This window comes from Nocardioides sp. TRM66260-LWL (genome assembly GCF_020075545.1).
In the GTDB taxonomy this organism is placed as follows: Bacteria; Actinomycetota; Actinomycetes; order Propionibacteriales; family Nocardioidaceae; genus Nocardioides.
The window spans coordinates 150,118-164,750 of sequence record NZ_JAIQZK010000002.1 but is presented as its reverse complement, the minus strand read 5'-3'; the positions used below and the strand labels follow the sequence as shown (position 1 = coordinate 164,750).

The following is a 14,633-nucleotide window of genomic DNA, read 5'->3' as shown; positions in this document are numbered from 1 at the left end:
GTCCCTGCCGTCCCCTGCCCGGCCTCAGCCGAGCCCGGGCAGCGCGGACCAGAAGCCGGCGAAGTCGGGGAAGGTCTTGGACGTGACGGTGACGTCCTCGATCGCCACGTCGTCGACGACGGCGCCGATCACCGCGCCCGCGTGGGCCATCCGGTGGTCGCCGTAGGTGCCCAGCACGCCGCCGTGCAGCGTGGCGGGACGGAACGACAGCCCGTCGGGTCGCTCCTCGACGTCGGCGCCCAGCCGGCCGAGCTCGGTGGCGAGCGCGGCGAGGCGATCGGTCTCGTGGTGGCGGATGTGCGCGACGCCGCGCAGGTGGCTCGGCTCGGCCGCGAGCGCGGCCAGGGCCGCCACCACGGGGGTCAGCTCGCCGACGTCGTGCAGGTCGAGGTCGACCCCCGCGAGCTGCTCCGGCCCGGTGACCACGAGGCCGTCGTCGTCCAGGTCGACGGCGCAGCCGAACGCGGTCAGGATCGCGCGCAGGGCGTCGCCCGCCTGCGTGGTGGTCCGCGGCCAGTCGCGCACCCGCACGGTGCCCGCGCTGACCGCGGCGAGGGCCAGGAACGGCCCGGCGTTGGAGAGGTCGGGCTCGATGACGTGGTCGACCGGCGCGATCGGCCCGGGGGAGACCCGCCAGCGGTCCGGCTCGGCGTCGTCGACCGTCACGCCGTGGCGACGCAGCACCTCCACGGTCATCTCCAGGTGCGGCAGCGACGGCACCGGTGGGCCCACGTGGCGCACGTCGACGCCGTCGTCGTAGCGGGCGCCGGCGAGCAGCAGGGCCGAGATGAACTGCGAGGATGCCGAGGCGTCCAGGGTGACGGGACCGCCGCGCAGCCCCCCGCGGCCGTGCACGGTGAACGGCAGCGCGCCGCGGCCGGCGTCGTCGATCGTCGCGCCCAGCCCGCGCAGCGCCGCGAGCACCTCGCCGATCGGCCGGGTGCGCATGTGCGCGTCGCCGTCGAAGGCCACCGCTGCCGACGACAGCACCGCCACGGGCGGGACGAAGCGCATGACCGTGCCCGCGAGCCCGCAGTCGACCGCGAGCGGCGCGGACGCCGACGCCCCGACCAGGCCGGGCGTGACCCGCCAGTCCTCGCCCTCGGCGTCCACCTGCGAGCCCAGCGCGCTGAGCGCCGCGGCCATCAGGAGGGTGTCGCGCGAGCGGAGGGCCCGGCGGACGGTCGAGGGGCCCTCGGCGATCGCCGCCAGCAGCAGGGCGCGGTTCGTCAGCGACTTCGAGCCGGGCAGGTCGACGACGACGTCGACCGGGTCGTGGGCGCGCGGGACGGGCCAGGGCTGAAGCACCCGCGCAGCCTAGCGAGCGCGGCGGTCAGGCCGCCCGGCCCCGAGCGGCCGCGGAAGGCTCAGGACAGCGCCGCCTTCGCCTGCGCCTTGCGCAGCCGGGCCTCCTGCTTGGCCGCGCGCTTGATCGAGCGGGCCTCCCGCTTGACGTCGTGGCTCAGGTCGTGGGCGGCGTGCCGGGCGCGCCACGGGACGCCGGGGCGTCCGTCGGTGTCGCCGGCGGCGATCAGCAGACCGCCGACCACCGACAGGTTCTTCACGAACTGCAGGCGCTGCGCGCGCTTGCCCTCGACCGTCTCCTCCGCCCAGAAGGCGTGCCCGGCGACGGTCGTCGGCACCAGCGAGCCCGCGAGGACGGCGGCGCTGAGCCGCGGCGAGCGGCCCGTCGCCAGCGCGGCCGCGGCCAGCAGCTGGACGGCGGCGTTGAGCCGCACGAGGGTCTCGGGGTCCGAGGGCAGCGCCGGCACGGCCTGGCGGGCCACCGGCACGATCCGCTGGGTCACCGGCGCGGCCTTCGGCGCGAGCGCCGGGGCGTTGCGCAGCGCGTTGGCGGCGCCGAGGAAGAAGCTGCTGGCCAGGAGGGGACGGGCGATGCGGCGGCTCAGGGACATGCCGCACAACCTAGGCATCCGAGCCGCGCTCTCCCAGGCGCAACGGGGTGAGGACCGCGCGCCGACCCTAGATTGGTCCCCATGTGCGGTCGCTACGCCTCGAGTCGACGCCCCGAGGACCTCCTGGAGGAGTTCGACGCCGTGGAGGCCCGGCTCGCCGCTCCGCTGGCGCCGGACTACAACGTGGCGCCCACGAAGGAGGTCTACGCGATCCTCGAGCGTCCCCCGGCGGAGGGCGAGCAGGACGCCGACCCGCGTCCCGAGCGGCAGCTGCGGGCCCTCACCTGGGGTCTGGTGCCCTCCTGGGCCACGGACCCGGCCATCGGCAGCCGGCTGATCAACGCCCGCAGCGAGACGGTCGCGGAGAAGCCCGCCTTCCGGCGCGCGTTCGCCCGGCGCCGCTGCCTGCTGCCCGCCGACGGCTACTACGAGTGGTACGCCACCGCGCAGCGCACCGCGGCCGGACGCCCCGTCAAGCAGCCGTTCTTCATCCGACCGCGCGACGGCGGGGTGCTCGCGATGGCGGGCCTCTACGAGATCTGGCGCGATCCCGATCGCGCCGACGACGACCCGGCGCGGTTCCGCTGGACCTGCACCGTGCTCACCACCAGCGCCGAGGACGCCGTGGGCCACCTGCACGACCGCATGCCGCTCATGGTCGACCCCGGGCGCCGGGACGCCTGGCTCGACCCGCGCGCCCAGGGCGCCGACCTGCTCGACCTGCTGACCCCGGCGGCGCCCGGGGCGCTCGAGGCCTACCCGGTCTCGACCGCGGTCGGCAACGTGCGCAACAACGGGGCGCACCTCGTCGAGCCGCTGCCGCTGGACGGACTCACGCCCGAGGCGATCGCCGAGCTGGCCGCCGAGACCGTGCGGTGACGCGGGTCGTCGAGGTCGAGACCCCCGCGGGGCTCGCGCGGCTGCACGTCGACGTCCCGGCCGCGCCGGACCCCCGCGCGCCCGCGCTGCTGCTCGGCCACGGCGCCGGCAACGGCGTCGACACCGCCGACCTCGAGGCGCTCGCCGCCGGCCTGTCCGCGCGAGGCGTGGTGGTCGTGCGGCTGGAGCAGCCCTGGAAGGTCGCCGGACGACGGGTCGCGACGCCCCCGGCGACCCTGGACGCCGGACTGCGCGCGGTCGTCCCGGCGGTGCGCGACCTGGCGGGGCTCGACGCCGCCGCGCCCCTGGTCGTGGGCGGACGCTCCGCCGGTGCGCGCTCGGCGTTGCGGTGCGCCCGGGGAATCCACGCGATCGGCGTCCTGGCGCTCGCGTTCCCGCTGCACCCGCCGGGCCGGCCCGAGCGGAGCCGGCTCGCCGAGCTCCAGGACGCCGGGGTGCCGACGCTCGTGGTCCAGGGGGAGCGTGACCCCTTCGGCCGTCCCGAGGAGCTGCCCGACCCGCTGCCCGCGCACGTGCGCCTGCACGTCGTCCCGGCGGCCGACCACGCCCTGCGCACGGCCGCCCGGGGCCCGGTGAGCACGGCCGACGCGCTGGCGGCCGTCGTCGCGGCCGTGGCGGCCTGGATCGACGACCTGCCCCGCTGACCGTCGGGGCACCGCGCGCCGGGAACAACCGACCGTCCCCTCCGGTTGTGCTCGTCATGATGGCTCTGCTGGAACGCACCGGGAGCGGCCCCGCCGCGGGCGGCGTAGGCTCGCAGGCGATGTCCGATCTCACCGACCTCCCTGCCCTCGACGCCCAGGTCGACGCGCCCGTCGACCTCGCCACCGAGACCGACGCCGAGCGCTCGGCGCGCTTCGAGCGCGACGCGCTGCCCTTCCTCGACCAGCTGTACTCGGCCGCGATGCGGATGACCCGCAACCCCGCCGACGCCGAGGACCTCGTGCAGGAGACCTTCGCCAAGGCCTACTCCTCGTTCCACCAGTTCCGGCCGGGCACGAACCTCAAGGCGTGGCTGTACCGCATCCTCACCAACACCTTCATCAACAGCTACCGCAAGAAGCAGCGCCAGCCGCAGCAGTCGATGTCCGAGGACGTCGAGGACTGGCAGCTCGCGCGCGCCGAGTCGCACTCCTCCAGCGGACTGAAGTCCGCCGAGACCGAGGCGCTCGAGCACCTGCCCGACTCCCAGGTCAAGGACGCTCTGCAGCGCCTGCCCGAGGAGTTCCGTCTCGCGGTCTACCTCGCCGACGTCGAGGGGTTCGCCTACAAGGAGATCGCCGAGATCATGGAGACGCCGATCGGCACCGTGATGTCCCGCCTGCACCGTGGTCGCCGCCAGCTGCGCGACCTCCTGCAGGACTACGCCCGCGCCAACGACCTCCTGCCGGTCTCCGCGCGCACGGCCGTCGAGAGCGAGGCGTGATGAGCACCCACGAGCACCCGCACGCCGAGGCCGACGTCGCCGGCTCGGCCGACTGCGCCGACTACCTCGAGCGCATCGTCTACTTCCTCGACAACGAGCTCGACGAGGCCGACTGCGCCGCCGTCCAGGTGCACCTCGACACCTGCAACCCCTGCCTGGAGAAGTACGACCTGCAGCGCACGGTGAAGCAGATCGTCGCCCGCTCGTGCAGCGAGCCGGCGCCGGAGGACGTGCGCGAGCGCGTGCTGCTGCGCATCCGCGAGGTGCAGGTCCGCATCCGCGAGTCCTGACGCCCGGGACGTCGACGCGGGGCGCGCGTCGTCCGGCTCGCAGGACCTCAGGCCGGCCCCGACGCGGCCGATCGGTCCCGGGTGGAGCGACGCCCTGACCTCGACGCCCTGCGCGGGCTCGCCGTCCTCCTCGTCGTGGCCGGTCACCTCGGCCTCCCGCGCACCGGAGGGCTCGGGACGATGGGCGTCACCGTCTTCCTCGTGCTCTCCGGCTGGCTGATCACCCGCCTGCTCCTGCACGGCGCAGATGGTGCCGAAGGGCCCGGCGGGCGCGACATCGACCTGCGCGCCTTCTGGGCGCGTCGGGCCCGACGACTGCTGCCGGCCCTCGGGCTGCTCCTGGTCGTGCTGGTCGCGCTGGACGTCGCGACGCACCGGACCTCCTTCGCGCCGCCCGCCGCCGTCGTCGGCGCGCTGCTGTTCGTCAACAACTGGGCGCCGGCCCTGGGCGTCCCGCTCGTCGGCCTCAACCACACGTGGTCGCTCGCGGTCGAGGAGCAGTTCTACCTGCTCTGGCCGCTCGCGGTCGCCGCGGCGGTCCAGACGGCGTGCCCGCGTCGCCACGTGGCGCGGATCGCCGCGGCGCTGCTCGGCGCCTCCGTGCTGACCACGCTGCTGCTGGTCCGCCACGGCGCGCCCGTCACGCGCCTGTACTACGGCACGGACGTGCGCAGCGCCGGCCTGCTGCTGGGCGCCCTGCTCGCCGTCGCGCCCGCCGCCGGCCCGCGCCTGCGCCGCGCGCTCGGCGTCCTCGCGCTGCTCGGCCTGGGGCTCCTGGCGCCGCTGGCGACCGTGCCGGGCTGGTCGGTCGACACCCTCGTGCTGACGCCCTGGTGCGCCGCGCTGGTGAGCGCCGCGCTCGTGCACGCCGCGGCCACGCCGGCCTGGCGCTGGCTGCAGCACGTCGGGCGCCGCTCGTACGGCCTGTACCTGTGGCACCACCCGCTGCTGCTCGTCGGGGTGCCGCTCCTGGCCCACCGGCTGCAGCCGGCGGGGCCGTCGACGGCCCCGCGCGTCGTGCTGACGATCGGAGCGGTGCTGGTGGCCGCCGCGGCGGCGGAGGCGTCGTGGCGGTGGGTCGAGGCGCCGGTGCTGCGCCGCGGCACCAGCGGCACCAGCGGCACCAGCGGCAGTCCGGACACGACGCGAGCCCCCGACCCGCAGGTCGAGGGCTCGTACGGTCACCGGGGCGTCCCGGCGACCCCGTCAGGGGCCTGAGGTCTCAGGCGTTGGGGCGCTTGCCGTGGTTCGCGCCCTTCTTCTTGCGAGCGCGGCGCTTGCGTCCGGTCTTGCCCATGGTGAGCACCTCCGTGGTCGATGGCTGGTCGGTGGGGCTCGGCGGAGCCCCCGGCCGACGTGCCGCCGTGCGGCGGCACAGGGCCGACGGGCAGTGTCCCAGACGGGCGAGCCCACGGGCCAATCGTCCGGCGCGGCGGCTACGCGGGGATCGACCGCACCATGACGAGCAGGTCGACGCCCGGCGCGGGGGAGTGGTCGCGCTGCGGCGCCCGGACGAAGCCCAGCGACGCGTACAGGCGGTGCGCGGCGCGCTGCTGCGCCAGCGTCGAGAGCACGACGCCGGAGAGGCCCTCCGCGGCGCAGCGGTCGAGCACGGCCGTGACCAGGCGACGAGCCACGCCGCGACCCTGCGCCGACGGCGCGACCGCGAGCATCCGGAACTCGCCCTCGTGCTCGTGTGCCGCCTCGCGCCACGGAGAGCCGGGCAGGCAGAGGGTCACGCTGCCCAGGGGAGCCCCGTCGGCGTCCTCCGCGACCCAGACCTCGGCCTCGGCGTCGCGCCTCGCGACGTCGGCCAGCCGGGCGCGGTAGGGGTCGTCCGGGCCGAGCAGGTGCGGCTCGTAGGCCGCGACGATCAGCGCGCCGACGGCGGCGTGGTCGTCGGGCCGCACGCGACGCACCCGCGGCTCACCGGGCGGCGTCAGGGCATCGGCGGGGCTCACCGCGGTGCGGCGAGGTACTGCGCGTTCGTCAGCCGCAGCGCATCCACGACCACCAGCAGCAGGTCGGCGCGATCGGACGGCGGCCGCGGGCCGAGCGCCAGCTGCAGGTGCAGCGCGCGCAGGAAGGCCTGGGCGTTGCCGCCGATCAGGAAGGGGTCGCGGTCGGGGTCGAGCGGGCGCGCCGACGCGGCGGCCGCGAGCCGGTTGATCCACGGCTCGACGACGCTGGCCGGCACGGTGCCCCGGCGCAGGACGTGCAGGGTCGCGGCCGCGAGCCGGTCGGGCTCGCCGTGGGTGAAGAGCGCCGGGACGGTCGCCAGCAGCCGGTCGCCGATGACGTCGAGCAGCACCGTCAGCTCGGCCTTGCCCAGGTGCGGGGACTGGGCGAGCGTGCCGAGGGCGTCCGCGCCGTGGGCGATCGCGTGGGCCCAGCCCTTGCCGGGCACGAACGCGCGCAGGTCGCGCTCGCGCAGCAGCCAGGTGGCCAGGTGGTCGCCCCACTCCAGCACCTTGCCGCCCGGCACCAGCGGGCGCTCGTTGTCGCGGGCGATGCACTCGCCGAGCACCAGCGCGGAGAAGCTGCGTCGGAAGACCGAGTCGGTGCCGTCCTCGCCGATGCCGGTGCGCAGCCCGGCGGCCATGCCGTCGCCCAGCCCCGGCAGCAGGTCGTCGTAGACCCCGCGGTCGACCCACGTCGCGAGGGTCGGATACGCCATCGCGTCACGCAGCTCGGGGTCGGTCGCCCCCAGCATCGCGGTGAGCTCGGCGGTCAGGTCGTCCAGCGGCCGGTCCGTCGGGACGGCCAGCCCGTCGGCGTGCACTTGTCTCCAATACGCCCCGGACATGGCCCTCATCCTGCCAAACCCGACCCCCTCTCGGCATCTCGGGGCGGGGCGGTCCAGACCCGTCGGCACAGGCCGTAGGCTCCTCCCCGTGCCGTCGCTGCCCGAGCCCGCACGGAGCCACACCGACCTCGACGACGCCGACGTCGCGTGGCTCGCACTGCTCATGGCCGACTGGCAGATCGTGGCCGACCTGTCCTTCGCCGATCTGGTGCTGTGGGTGCCCGACCGCGAGGAGCACGGCTTCTGGGCGGTGGGCCAGATGCGGCCGACGACCGGCCCGACGGCCTACGTCGACGACGTCGTCGGCACCTTCATGCCGCGCGGTCGTCGGCCGCTGCTCGACGAGGCCTACCTGCACGGCCGCCTGGTCCGCGAGGGCGACCCCGAGTGGCGCGAGGACGTGCCGGTGCGGGTCGAGACGATCCCCGTGCGTCGCGACGGCCGGGTGATCGGCGTCCTCGCCCGCAACACGAACCTGCTCGGCGTGCGCACCCCCTCGCGGCTCGAGCTCGCCTACCTCCAGACCGCCTCCGACCTGACCCAGATGATCAGCAACGGGCACTTCCCGAGCACGGCCCAGCGCAGCGACCACGCCGACACCCCGCGGGTCGGCGACGGCTTCCTCCGCGTCGACGCCGCCGGCCGCGTCTCCTACGCCAGCCCGAACGCGCTCTCGGTGTTCCGGCGCCTGGGTCGCAACGGCGACCTCGCCGGCCACCTGCTCGCCGACGTCACCCGGGAGGTCGTGCCCGCGCGCCGGCGCCCCGACGAGGAGACCCTCAGCGCGGTCATGGGCGGACGCGCCCAGCGCGACCTCGAGCTGGCCACCGACGGCGTGGCGCTGATCGCCCGGGCGATCCCGCTGCGACCGCAGGGCGAGCACATCGGCGCGGTCGTGCTGGTGCGCGACGTCACCGAGCTGCGTCGCCGCGACCGCGAGCTGATCACGAAGGACGCCACGATCCGCGAGATACACCACCGGGTGAAGAACAACCTGCAGACCGTCGCCGCGCTGCTGCGGCTGCAGGCCCGCCGCATCGACTCCCCGGACGCCAAGGGGGCGCTCGAGGAGGCCGTGCGTCGGGTCGGCTCGATCGCGATCGTCCACGAGACCCTGAGCCAGGCCGGCGAGGGCAGCGTCGACTTCGACGAGATCGCCGACCGCCTGACCTCGATGGTCGGGGAGGTCAGCGCCCTCGGCTCGCGGGTGCGCGTGCGCCGCGAGGGCGGGTTCGGGTCGCTGGCCTCCGAGACCGCCACCCCGGTGGCGATGGTGCTCACCGAGCTGCTGCAGAACGCCGTCGAGCACGGCTACGGCGACGACGGCGCGGCCGACGGCGGCGGCACGATCCGCGTCGTCGTCGAGCGGCCCGAGGGACGCCTGCGGGTCGAGATCGTCGACGACGGTCGCGGCCTGCCCGAGGGCTTCGACCTCGACCGCTCGACCAACCTGGGCCTCTCGATCGTGCGCACCCTGGTGGAGTCCGAGCTCGGTGGCCGGCTCACGCTCGGGCCGGGCGACCCCGGCGGCACGCGGGCCGTCGTCGACGTGCCCCTCGAGCAGCCGGACGCCTGAGGCTCCGGAGCGTCCGGACCGGGGCGACCGGGCCCCCGCTCAGGCGGTGCGGACGCGTCCGCGGGCGCTGCGCCGCTTGAGCGCGCGACGCTCGTCCTCGCTCAGACCGCCCCAGACGCCGTGATCCTGACCCGCCTCCAGCGCCCACTGCAGGCACTGCTCGCGCACCTCGCACCGACGGCAGACCTGCTTGGCCTCCTCGATCTGGAGGATGGCCGGCCCGGTGTTGCCGATCGGGAAGAACAGCTCCGGGTCCTCGTCGAGGCATGCGGAGCGGTGGCGCCAATCCATGGCGGGGAACCTGCTTTCAGACGGATGTGCAGGCCAGGGTCGGCAAGGCCTGCGAGACGCGGGTGCGGGCGCGGGGAAGCGCCTGAGGCGTGCGCATCGGACACCCTGTCAATCTTTGCCGCCGTGATCAAGGCCCGACCCGGTCTGCTGCGTCACAGGGCCCGGATGCCGGAGGATCTGCGGTCGCTCAGGCGTCCGGCGGGGAGTCCTCCAGGAACGCCAGGGTGGCGGGCTGGACCATCGCGCCCAGGCACGCGGCCCCCACCACGAGCAGGACGAGCGCGACCCCCACATCGGCGCGGAAGTTCCAGGCCAGGCCGATCACGATCAGCTGGGCCAGGAGCACCGGGCCGCGCGCCCAGGTCTGCCGGTGCGCCAGCGCCCGGGCGGCGAGGCCGAGGACGCCGGCGAAGAGGAGGAAGAACACCGCGGTCGTGACGCCGAGGGTCGCGCGGTCGCCCGAGAAGCTGGCGAGCTGGAGCGCGGCGAGCGCCACCAGCGCCGCGACCTCCAGGACGACCAGGCCGAGCGCCAGGCGCAGCGGACCCGGCAGGGCGGCTCCGGGGACGCCGGGCCGATCGCCGTCGGGGGGAGCGGGGCTCATCGGATCACTCCTGCTGCTGCAGCGAGACCCGCAGCTGGTCGAGGGTGCGGTTGAGCAGGCGCGAGACGTGCATCTGGGACACCCCGATCTCCTCGGCGATCTGCGACTGCGTCATGTTCTTGAAGAAACGGAGCATCAGGATGCGCTTCTCCCGCGGCTCCAGCCGCTCGAGCAGCGGCTTGAGGGACTCGCGGATCTCGACGTGCTCGAGGCCCTCGTCCTCCATGCCGATGGCGTCGAGCATGGTGCCCGCGCCGTCCTCGGAGTCGTCGCCGGCGTCGAGGGAGAGGGTCGCGTACGCGTTCGCGGACTCCAGGCCCTCGACGATCTCCTCGACCGAGCAGCCGATCGCCTCGGCGAGCTCGCGCGGGGTGGGGGAGCGGCCGAGGGTCTGGGTCAGCTCGGCGCTCACCGCGCCGATCCGCATCCGCAGCTCCTGCAGTCGGCGCGGGACGCGGATGGCCCAGCCCTTGTCGCGGAAGTACCGCTTGATCTCGCCGATGATCGTCGGCGTCGCGTAGGTGGAGAACTCCACCCCTCGCTCGAGGTCGAAGCGGTCGATCGACTTGATCAGCCCGATGGTGCCGACCTGGACGAGGTCCTCGTACGGCTCGCCGCGGTTGCGGAAACGGCGCGCGCAGTGCTCGACCAGGGCCAGGTGCAGGTGCACGAGGTCGTCGCGCGCCTGGTCTCGCTCGGCCTGGGAGCGCTCGGGGTCGGTGAGGACGGCGAACAGCAGCCCGCTGCGCCGGCGCGTCTCCTCCAGCGCGGTGCGCCGGGGCTCATCGGGCGGCAGGTCGGAGGGCAGGTCGGGGGAGCTCATGGACGACTCGTCGGTGGCTGGCGTCGACGGCGGCCGGCTCAGCGGCCGGTCTCGAGCGGCGTCGGGTGGTGGGTCAGGGCGAGCACGCACCGCGTGCCGTCGAAGGTGAGCCCGGCCTCGTCGGCCAGCGTGGTCAGCACCTGCCAGGCGAAGGAGTCCTCGTCGGGGGAGACCTCGTGGTCGGTCGGCACGCTGACCTCGATGTGGATGCGCTGGGCCGACAGCCAGAACGCCGCCGTGAGGTCGCCGGCGTCGGTGGCCTCCGGGAGCACCACGGCGCACGCCTCGCCGACCGCGATCCGCAGGTCCTCGACGTCGTCGAGGGTGAAGTCCAAGCGGGCGGCCAGGCCGGCGGTCGTGGTGCGCAGCACCGAGACGTAGGCGCCGTCGGCGGGCACGCGCACCTCGACGTCGGCACGACCGGACGCCCGCGGGGCGTCGGCGGTGAGGGGGGACTGGGTCACGGCGACCTCCGGGGACGAGAAGGGGACGGGGGCCCGAGACAGGGGCGCAGGTCGTGGGGCGAGCGCGAGGCGGTGCACACGCGGCGGGCCGGGGAGAGACGAGGCCGGCGCCCGGTGTCCGGACGCCGGCCTCGTCGGCCCGAGGTGGCTCAGGCCTTCTTGGTCTCCCAGAAGATCTCGGCGATCTCGTCGATCTTCGCCAGCAGCTGGTCGGCGACCGCGGCGTCGAGGGTGCCCTTGGTGCCGGCGGCGCCCGCGAGCTTGGTGGCCTCGTTGACGAGGGTGTGCAGCTGCGGGTACTTCTCGAAGTGCGGCGGCTTGAAGTAGTCGGTCCACAGCACCCAGAGGTGGTGCTTGACGAGCTCCGAGCGCTGCTCCTTGATCAGGACGGCGCGGGTGCGGAAGTCGGGGTCGTCGGAGTCGTTGACCTTGGCGATGACGGCCTTGATGGACTCGGCCTCGATGCGCGCCTGAGCCGGGTCGTAGACGCCGCAGGGCAGGTCGCAGTGGGCCGAGACCTCGATCGTGGGGGCGAACAGTCGCGCGAGCATGCGGGAGTCCTCTCGTGTGCGGATGGTGCGGAAGGGTCTGCGGGGGCGGCCGGGGCGCGCCCGTCGGCGACACTACTCGGGTGCGCACCGCCGAGCGAGGGACCCCACCCCCCCGGGGGCGCCGCCCCGACCGCCGACCCCGATGGGGGTTCGCGAGGGTCGTCGGCGCCTCGATGCGTCCGGGTCTCTCGCCCGGCGACCTGCTGCTCGTCGACTACCGGCGCGGGCCGCGACCCGGCGACGTGGTGGTGGCCAGGCTGGCCGACGGGACGGTGGCGGTGAAGCGGGCCGTCGAGCCGCGGACGACGGCGTCCGGACGCGCCGGCTGGTGGCTGCTCTCCGACGACCCGGCGGTCGGCGTCGACTCGCGGCACCGCGGCCCGGTGCCCCAGGACGACGTCCTCGCGGTCGTGCGGGCCCGCGCCTGGCCGCGTCCGCGAGCCGTGCGTGGCCGGCGAGGCGCGCGCCGCACCGTGTGATCCTTGCCATGCCCGGACGCCTCCGGGCCGCCGAGGCGGGCTGTGCCAGACTCCTGACATCCCCGCTCCACCCTCCGGCCCGGGCTCCGCGACCCACCAGGTGGCGTCGAGCCGGTCCACCGTCCCAGCGATGTCCCGCGCCCCACGGCCGCCCCGATGGAGAGATCCCCAGATGACCGAGTCAGTCGAGTCCGCCCAGCCCAGCCAGCCGAAGCTGACGCCCGCCGCGCCGGAGCACCCGCGCGCCGGCGACCCGGTCTTCGACCTGCACCTCGGCGGCAAGCTCGCGGTGGCGGCCACGGCGCCGATCGTCGACAAGGACGACCTCTCGCTGGCCTACACCCCCGGCGTCGCGCTCGTCTGCGAGGCCATCGCCGCCGACCCGAGCCTCACCCAGAGCTACACGTGGGTGCCGAACACCGTCGCGGTGGTCACCGACGGCACGGCCGTGCTCGGCCTCGGCGACATCGGCCCCGCGGCCGCCATGCCGGTCATGGAGGGCAAGGCGGTGCTGTTCAAGCAGTTCGGCGGCGTCGACGGCGTGCCGATCTGCCTCGACACGACCGACACCGAGGAGATCATCGAGACGGTCGTGCGCCTCGCGCCGAGCTTCGGCGGCATCAACCTCGAGGACATCTCCGCGCCGCGCTGCTTCGAGATCGAGGACCGCCTCAAGGAGCGGCTCGACATCCCCGTCTTCCACGACGACCAGCACGGCACCGCGGTCGTCGCCCTCGCCGCGCTGCAGAACGCCCTGACGATCACCGGCCGCGACGCCGCCTCGACCCGCGTGGTCATCTCCGGCGCCGGCGCCGCCGGCGTGGCGATCGCCAAGATCCTCCTCGAGGCCGGCATCACCGACCTCGCGGTCACCGACCGCAAGGGCATCGTCCACTCCGGCCGCACCGACCTCACGCCGGTGAAGAAGGCGCTCGCCGAGATGACCGCCGACCGCACCGGTCGCACGGGCACGCTGGCCGAGGCGCTCGACGGCGCCGACGTCTACCTCGGCGTCTCCGGCGGCACGGTGCCCGAGGAGGACGTCGCGCGGATGGCCCCCGACGCGATCATCTTCGCCATGGCGAACCCGACGCCCGAGGTGCACCCCGACGTCGCCCACCGGTACGCCCGCGTCGTGGCCACCGGTCGCTCGGACTTCCCGAACCAGATCAACAACGTCCTGGCGTTCCCGGGCATCTTCCGCGGCGCGTTCGACGCCCGCGCGACCGCCATCACCGAGGGCATGAAGCTCGCCGCCGCGCAGGCGCTCGCCGCCCTGGTCGGCGACGAGCTCTCCGAGGACTACGTGATCCCCTCGCCGTTCGACCCCCGCGTCGGTCCCGCGGTGGCCTCCGCCGTGGCCGAGGCCGCCCGCGCGGACGGCGTCGCGCGCCGCTGACCCCGTCCCCGTCCAGCAGAGCACCCGCCAGCACCCGCCAGCCGAGAGGTCGCCGATGTTCGCCGTCTACGCCGAGTCCTTCTCCTCCGACGACCCGCTGTCGGCGCTCCGGGTGGGCGAGCGGCCCGACCCCGTCGCCCCGGACGGCTGGACGACGGTCACGGTCAAGGCGGCCTCCCTGAACCACCACGACCTCTGGTCGCTGCGCGGCGTGGGCCTCAAGCAGGAGCAGCTGCCGATGATCCTCGGCTGCGACGCCGCGGGCCTGGACGAGGACGGCAACGAGGTCGTCGTCCACGCGGTGATCTCCGACCCGGCCTGGACCGGCGACGAGACCCTCGACCCGCGTCGCTCGCTGCTCTCGGAGCGGCACCAGGGCACGCTCGCCGACAAGGTCGTCGTGCCGCGCGGCAACGTCGTGCCCAAGCCCGCGTCGATGTCCTTCGAGGAGGCCGCCTGCCTGCCGACGGCCTGGCTCACGGCGTACCGGATGCTCTTCACCCGGGGCGGGCTCAAGGCCGGCGACACCGTGCTGGTGCAGGGCGCGGGCGGCGGCGTCGCCACCGCCTGCATCATCCTCGCGCGGGCGGCGGGGCTCCGGGTCCTCGCGACCAGCCGCGACGAGGCCAAGCGCGCCCGTGCCCTCGAGATCGGCGCCCACGAGGTCTACGACTCCGGGGCGCGGCTGCCGGTGAAGGTCGACGCCGTCATGGAGACGATCGGCCGCGCCACCTGGTCTCACTCGGTGCGCTCGCTGCGCCCGGGCGGCGCCATCGTCATCTCCGGCACGACCTCGGGCCCGCAGCTCGACGACAGCGAGCTGACCCGCATCTTCTTCCTCCAGCTCAGCGTCGTCGGCTCCACCATGGGCACCCGCGCCGAGCTCGCCTCCCTGGTCACGCTGCTCGACGCCACGGGCGCCCGGCCGCTGATCGACCGCGTGCTGCCGATGGCGGACGCCGCGCAGGGCTTCGCCGCCATGGCCGGCGGCGACCTGTTCGGCAAGGTCGTCTTCACCCGCTGACCCGCTGACCCGCTGACCCGCGGGCCCGCTGGCCCGCGGGCGTCCTGTCGGCCGGAATCGAGTGGCCTCCGAGGCCCGCCTAGG

19 protein-coding genes are annotated in these 14,633 nt (G+C 75.0%); 9 read left to right on the top strand and 10 right to left on the bottom strand.

The features are described from left to right. Nucleotides 1-24 precede the first annotated feature (24 nt). Nucleotides 25-1,308: a 3-phosphoshikimate 1-carboxyvinyltransferase gene (gene aroA / locus K8Z61_RS07290; RefSeq protein WP_224127991.1), complete on the bottom strand. Its 1,284-nt coding sequence runs from the start codon at nt 1,306-1,308 to the stop codon at nt 25-27. A 59-nt stretch (nt 1,309-1,367) separates the two neighbouring features. After that, nucleotides 1,368-1,916 (bottom strand): DoxX family membrane protein, encoded by a 549-nt coding sequence (locus tag K8Z61_RS07285; RefSeq protein ID WP_224127989.1) that lies wholly within the window; start codon nt 1,914-1,916, stop codon nt 1,368-1,370. 81 nt (nt 1,917-1,997) lie between these two features. Here K8Z61_RS07285 and K8Z61_RS07280 point away from each other — a divergent pair, with 81 nt between their 5' ends. The 5 genes from K8Z61_RS07280 to K8Z61_RS07260 all read left to right on the top strand — a co-directional run bounded on the left by K8Z61_RS07280 (nt 1,998) and on the right by K8Z61_RS07260 (nt 5,750). Continuing rightward, nucleotides 1,998-2,795 carry an SOS response-associated peptidase gene (locus K8Z61_RS07280; RefSeq protein WP_224127987.1) on the top strand — a complete coding sequence of 266 codons (798 nt, stop codon included), beginning with the start codon at nt 1,998-2,000 and terminating at the stop codon, nt 2,793-2,795. After that, a complete protein-coding gene (locus tag K8Z61_RS07275; protein WP_224127986.1) occupies nt 2,792-3,460 on the top strand; it encodes an alpha/beta family hydrolase in 669 nt (222 codons plus the stop codon). Before K8Z61_RS07280 ends, K8Z61_RS07275 begins: the two co-directional genes overlap by 4 nt. 119 nt (nt 3,461-3,579) lie before the next feature. After that, nucleotides 3,580-4,242 carry a sigma-70 family RNA polymerase sigma factor gene (locus K8Z61_RS07270; RefSeq protein WP_224127985.1) on the top strand — a complete coding sequence of 221 codons (663 nt, stop codon included), beginning with the start codon at nt 3,580-3,582 and terminating at the stop codon, nt 4,240-4,242. Beyond that, nucleotides 4,242-4,532, top strand: coding sequence for a mycothiol system anti-sigma-R factor (rsrA, locus tag K8Z61_RS07265; protein WP_224127984.1), 291 nt, complete (start codon nt 4,242-4,244; stop codon nt 4,530-4,532). The genes K8Z61_RS07270 and rsrA overlap by 1 nt, the downstream gene beginning before the upstream one ends. Before the next feature lie 81 nt (nt 4,533-4,613). Continuing rightward, nucleotides 4,614-5,750: an acyltransferase gene (locus K8Z61_RS07260; RefSeq protein ID WP_224127982.1), complete on the top strand. Its 1,137-nt coding sequence runs from the start codon at nt 4,614-4,616 to the stop codon at nt 5,748-5,750. 4 nt (nt 5,751-5,754) lie between these two features. Here the strand turns inward: K8Z61_RS07260 and K8Z61_RS19475 are convergent, their stop codons facing one another. From K8Z61_RS19475 to K8Z61_RS07250, 3 genes are all read right to left on the bottom strand, one after another. After that, on the bottom strand, nt 5,755-5,829 hold the full coding sequence (locus tag K8Z61_RS19475) for a 50S ribosomal protein bL37 (protein ID WP_369759046.1): 75 nt from the start codon (nt 5,827-5,829) through the stop codon (nt 5,755-5,757). 139 nt (nt 5,830-5,968) lie between these two features. Further along, a complete protein-coding gene (locus tag K8Z61_RS07255; protein WP_224127980.1) occupies nt 5,969-6,493 on the bottom strand; it encodes a GNAT family N-acetyltransferase in 525 nt (174 codons plus the stop codon). Further along, on the bottom strand, nt 6,490-7,338 hold the full coding sequence (locus tag K8Z61_RS07250) for a DUF2785 domain-containing protein (protein ID WP_224127977.1): 849 nt from the start codon (nt 7,336-7,338) through the stop codon (nt 6,490-6,492). Before K8Z61_RS07250 ends, K8Z61_RS07255 begins: the two co-directional genes overlap by 4 nt. An 88-nt stretch (nt 7,339-7,426) precedes the next feature. Here K8Z61_RS07250 and K8Z61_RS07245 point away from each other — a divergent pair, with 88 nt between their 5' ends. Then, nucleotides 7,427-8,914: a sensor histidine kinase gene (locus K8Z61_RS07245; protein ID WP_224127975.1), complete on the top strand. Its 1,488-nt coding sequence runs from the start codon at nt 7,427-7,429 to the stop codon at nt 8,912-8,914. 39 nt (nt 8,915-8,953) lie between these two features. Here the strand turns inward: K8Z61_RS07245 and K8Z61_RS07240 are convergent, their stop codons facing one another. From K8Z61_RS07240 to sodN, 5 genes are all read right to left on the bottom strand, one after another. Continuing rightward, entirely contained in the window at nt 8,954-9,205 is a 252-nt protein-coding gene (locus K8Z61_RS07240) for a WhiB family transcriptional regulator (RefSeq protein WP_224127973.1), read from the bottom strand. Nucleotides 9,206-9,392: 187 nt separating this feature from the next. Beyond that, the gene (locus tag K8Z61_RS07235; protein ID WP_224127971.1) at nt 9,393-9,809 is read right to left on the bottom strand and encodes a hypothetical protein; all 417 of its coding nucleotides are present in this window, start codon (nt 9,807-9,809) and stop codon (nt 9,393-9,395) included. Between the two features lie 4 nt (nt 9,810-9,813). Then, nucleotides 9,814-10,632 (bottom strand): RNA polymerase sigma factor SigF, encoded by an 819-nt coding sequence (locus K8Z61_RS07230; protein WP_224127969.1) that lies wholly within the window; start codon nt 10,630-10,632, stop codon nt 9,814-9,816. 38 nt (nt 10,633-10,670) lie between these two features. Beyond that, the gene (locus tag K8Z61_RS07225) at nt 10,671-11,096 is read right to left on the bottom strand and encodes an anti-sigma factor (RefSeq protein WP_224127967.1); all 426 of its coding nucleotides are present in this window, start codon (nt 11,094-11,096) and stop codon (nt 10,671-10,673) included. Nucleotides 11,097-11,245: 149 nt separating this feature from the next. Next, entirely contained in the window at nt 11,246-11,647 is a 402-nt protein-coding gene (gene sodN / locus K8Z61_RS07220) for a superoxide dismutase, Ni (protein WP_224127966.1), read from the bottom strand. 80 nt (nt 11,648-11,727) lie between these two features. Between sodN and K8Z61_RS07215 the strand changes: the two genes are divergently transcribed. From K8Z61_RS07215 to K8Z61_RS07205, 3 genes are all read left to right on the top strand, one after another. Then, the gene (locus K8Z61_RS07215) at nt 11,728-12,126 is read left to right on the top strand and encodes a S24/S26 family peptidase (protein ID WP_224127964.1); all 399 of its coding nucleotides are present in this window, start codon (nt 11,728-11,730) and stop codon (nt 12,124-12,126) included. A 172-nt stretch (nt 12,127-12,298) separates the two neighbouring features. Next, the gene (locus tag K8Z61_RS07210) at nt 12,299-13,525 is read left to right on the top strand and encodes an NADP-dependent malic enzyme (protein ID WP_224127962.1); all 1,227 of its coding nucleotides are present in this window, start codon (nt 12,299-12,301) and stop codon (nt 13,523-13,525) included. A 55-nt stretch (nt 13,526-13,580) separates the two neighbouring features. After that, the gene (locus K8Z61_RS07205; protein WP_224127960.1) at nt 13,581-14,549 is read left to right on the top strand and encodes a zinc-binding dehydrogenase; all 969 of its coding nucleotides are present in this window, start codon (nt 13,581-13,583) and stop codon (nt 14,547-14,549) included. Nucleotides 14,550-14,633: the final 84 nt, after the last annotated feature.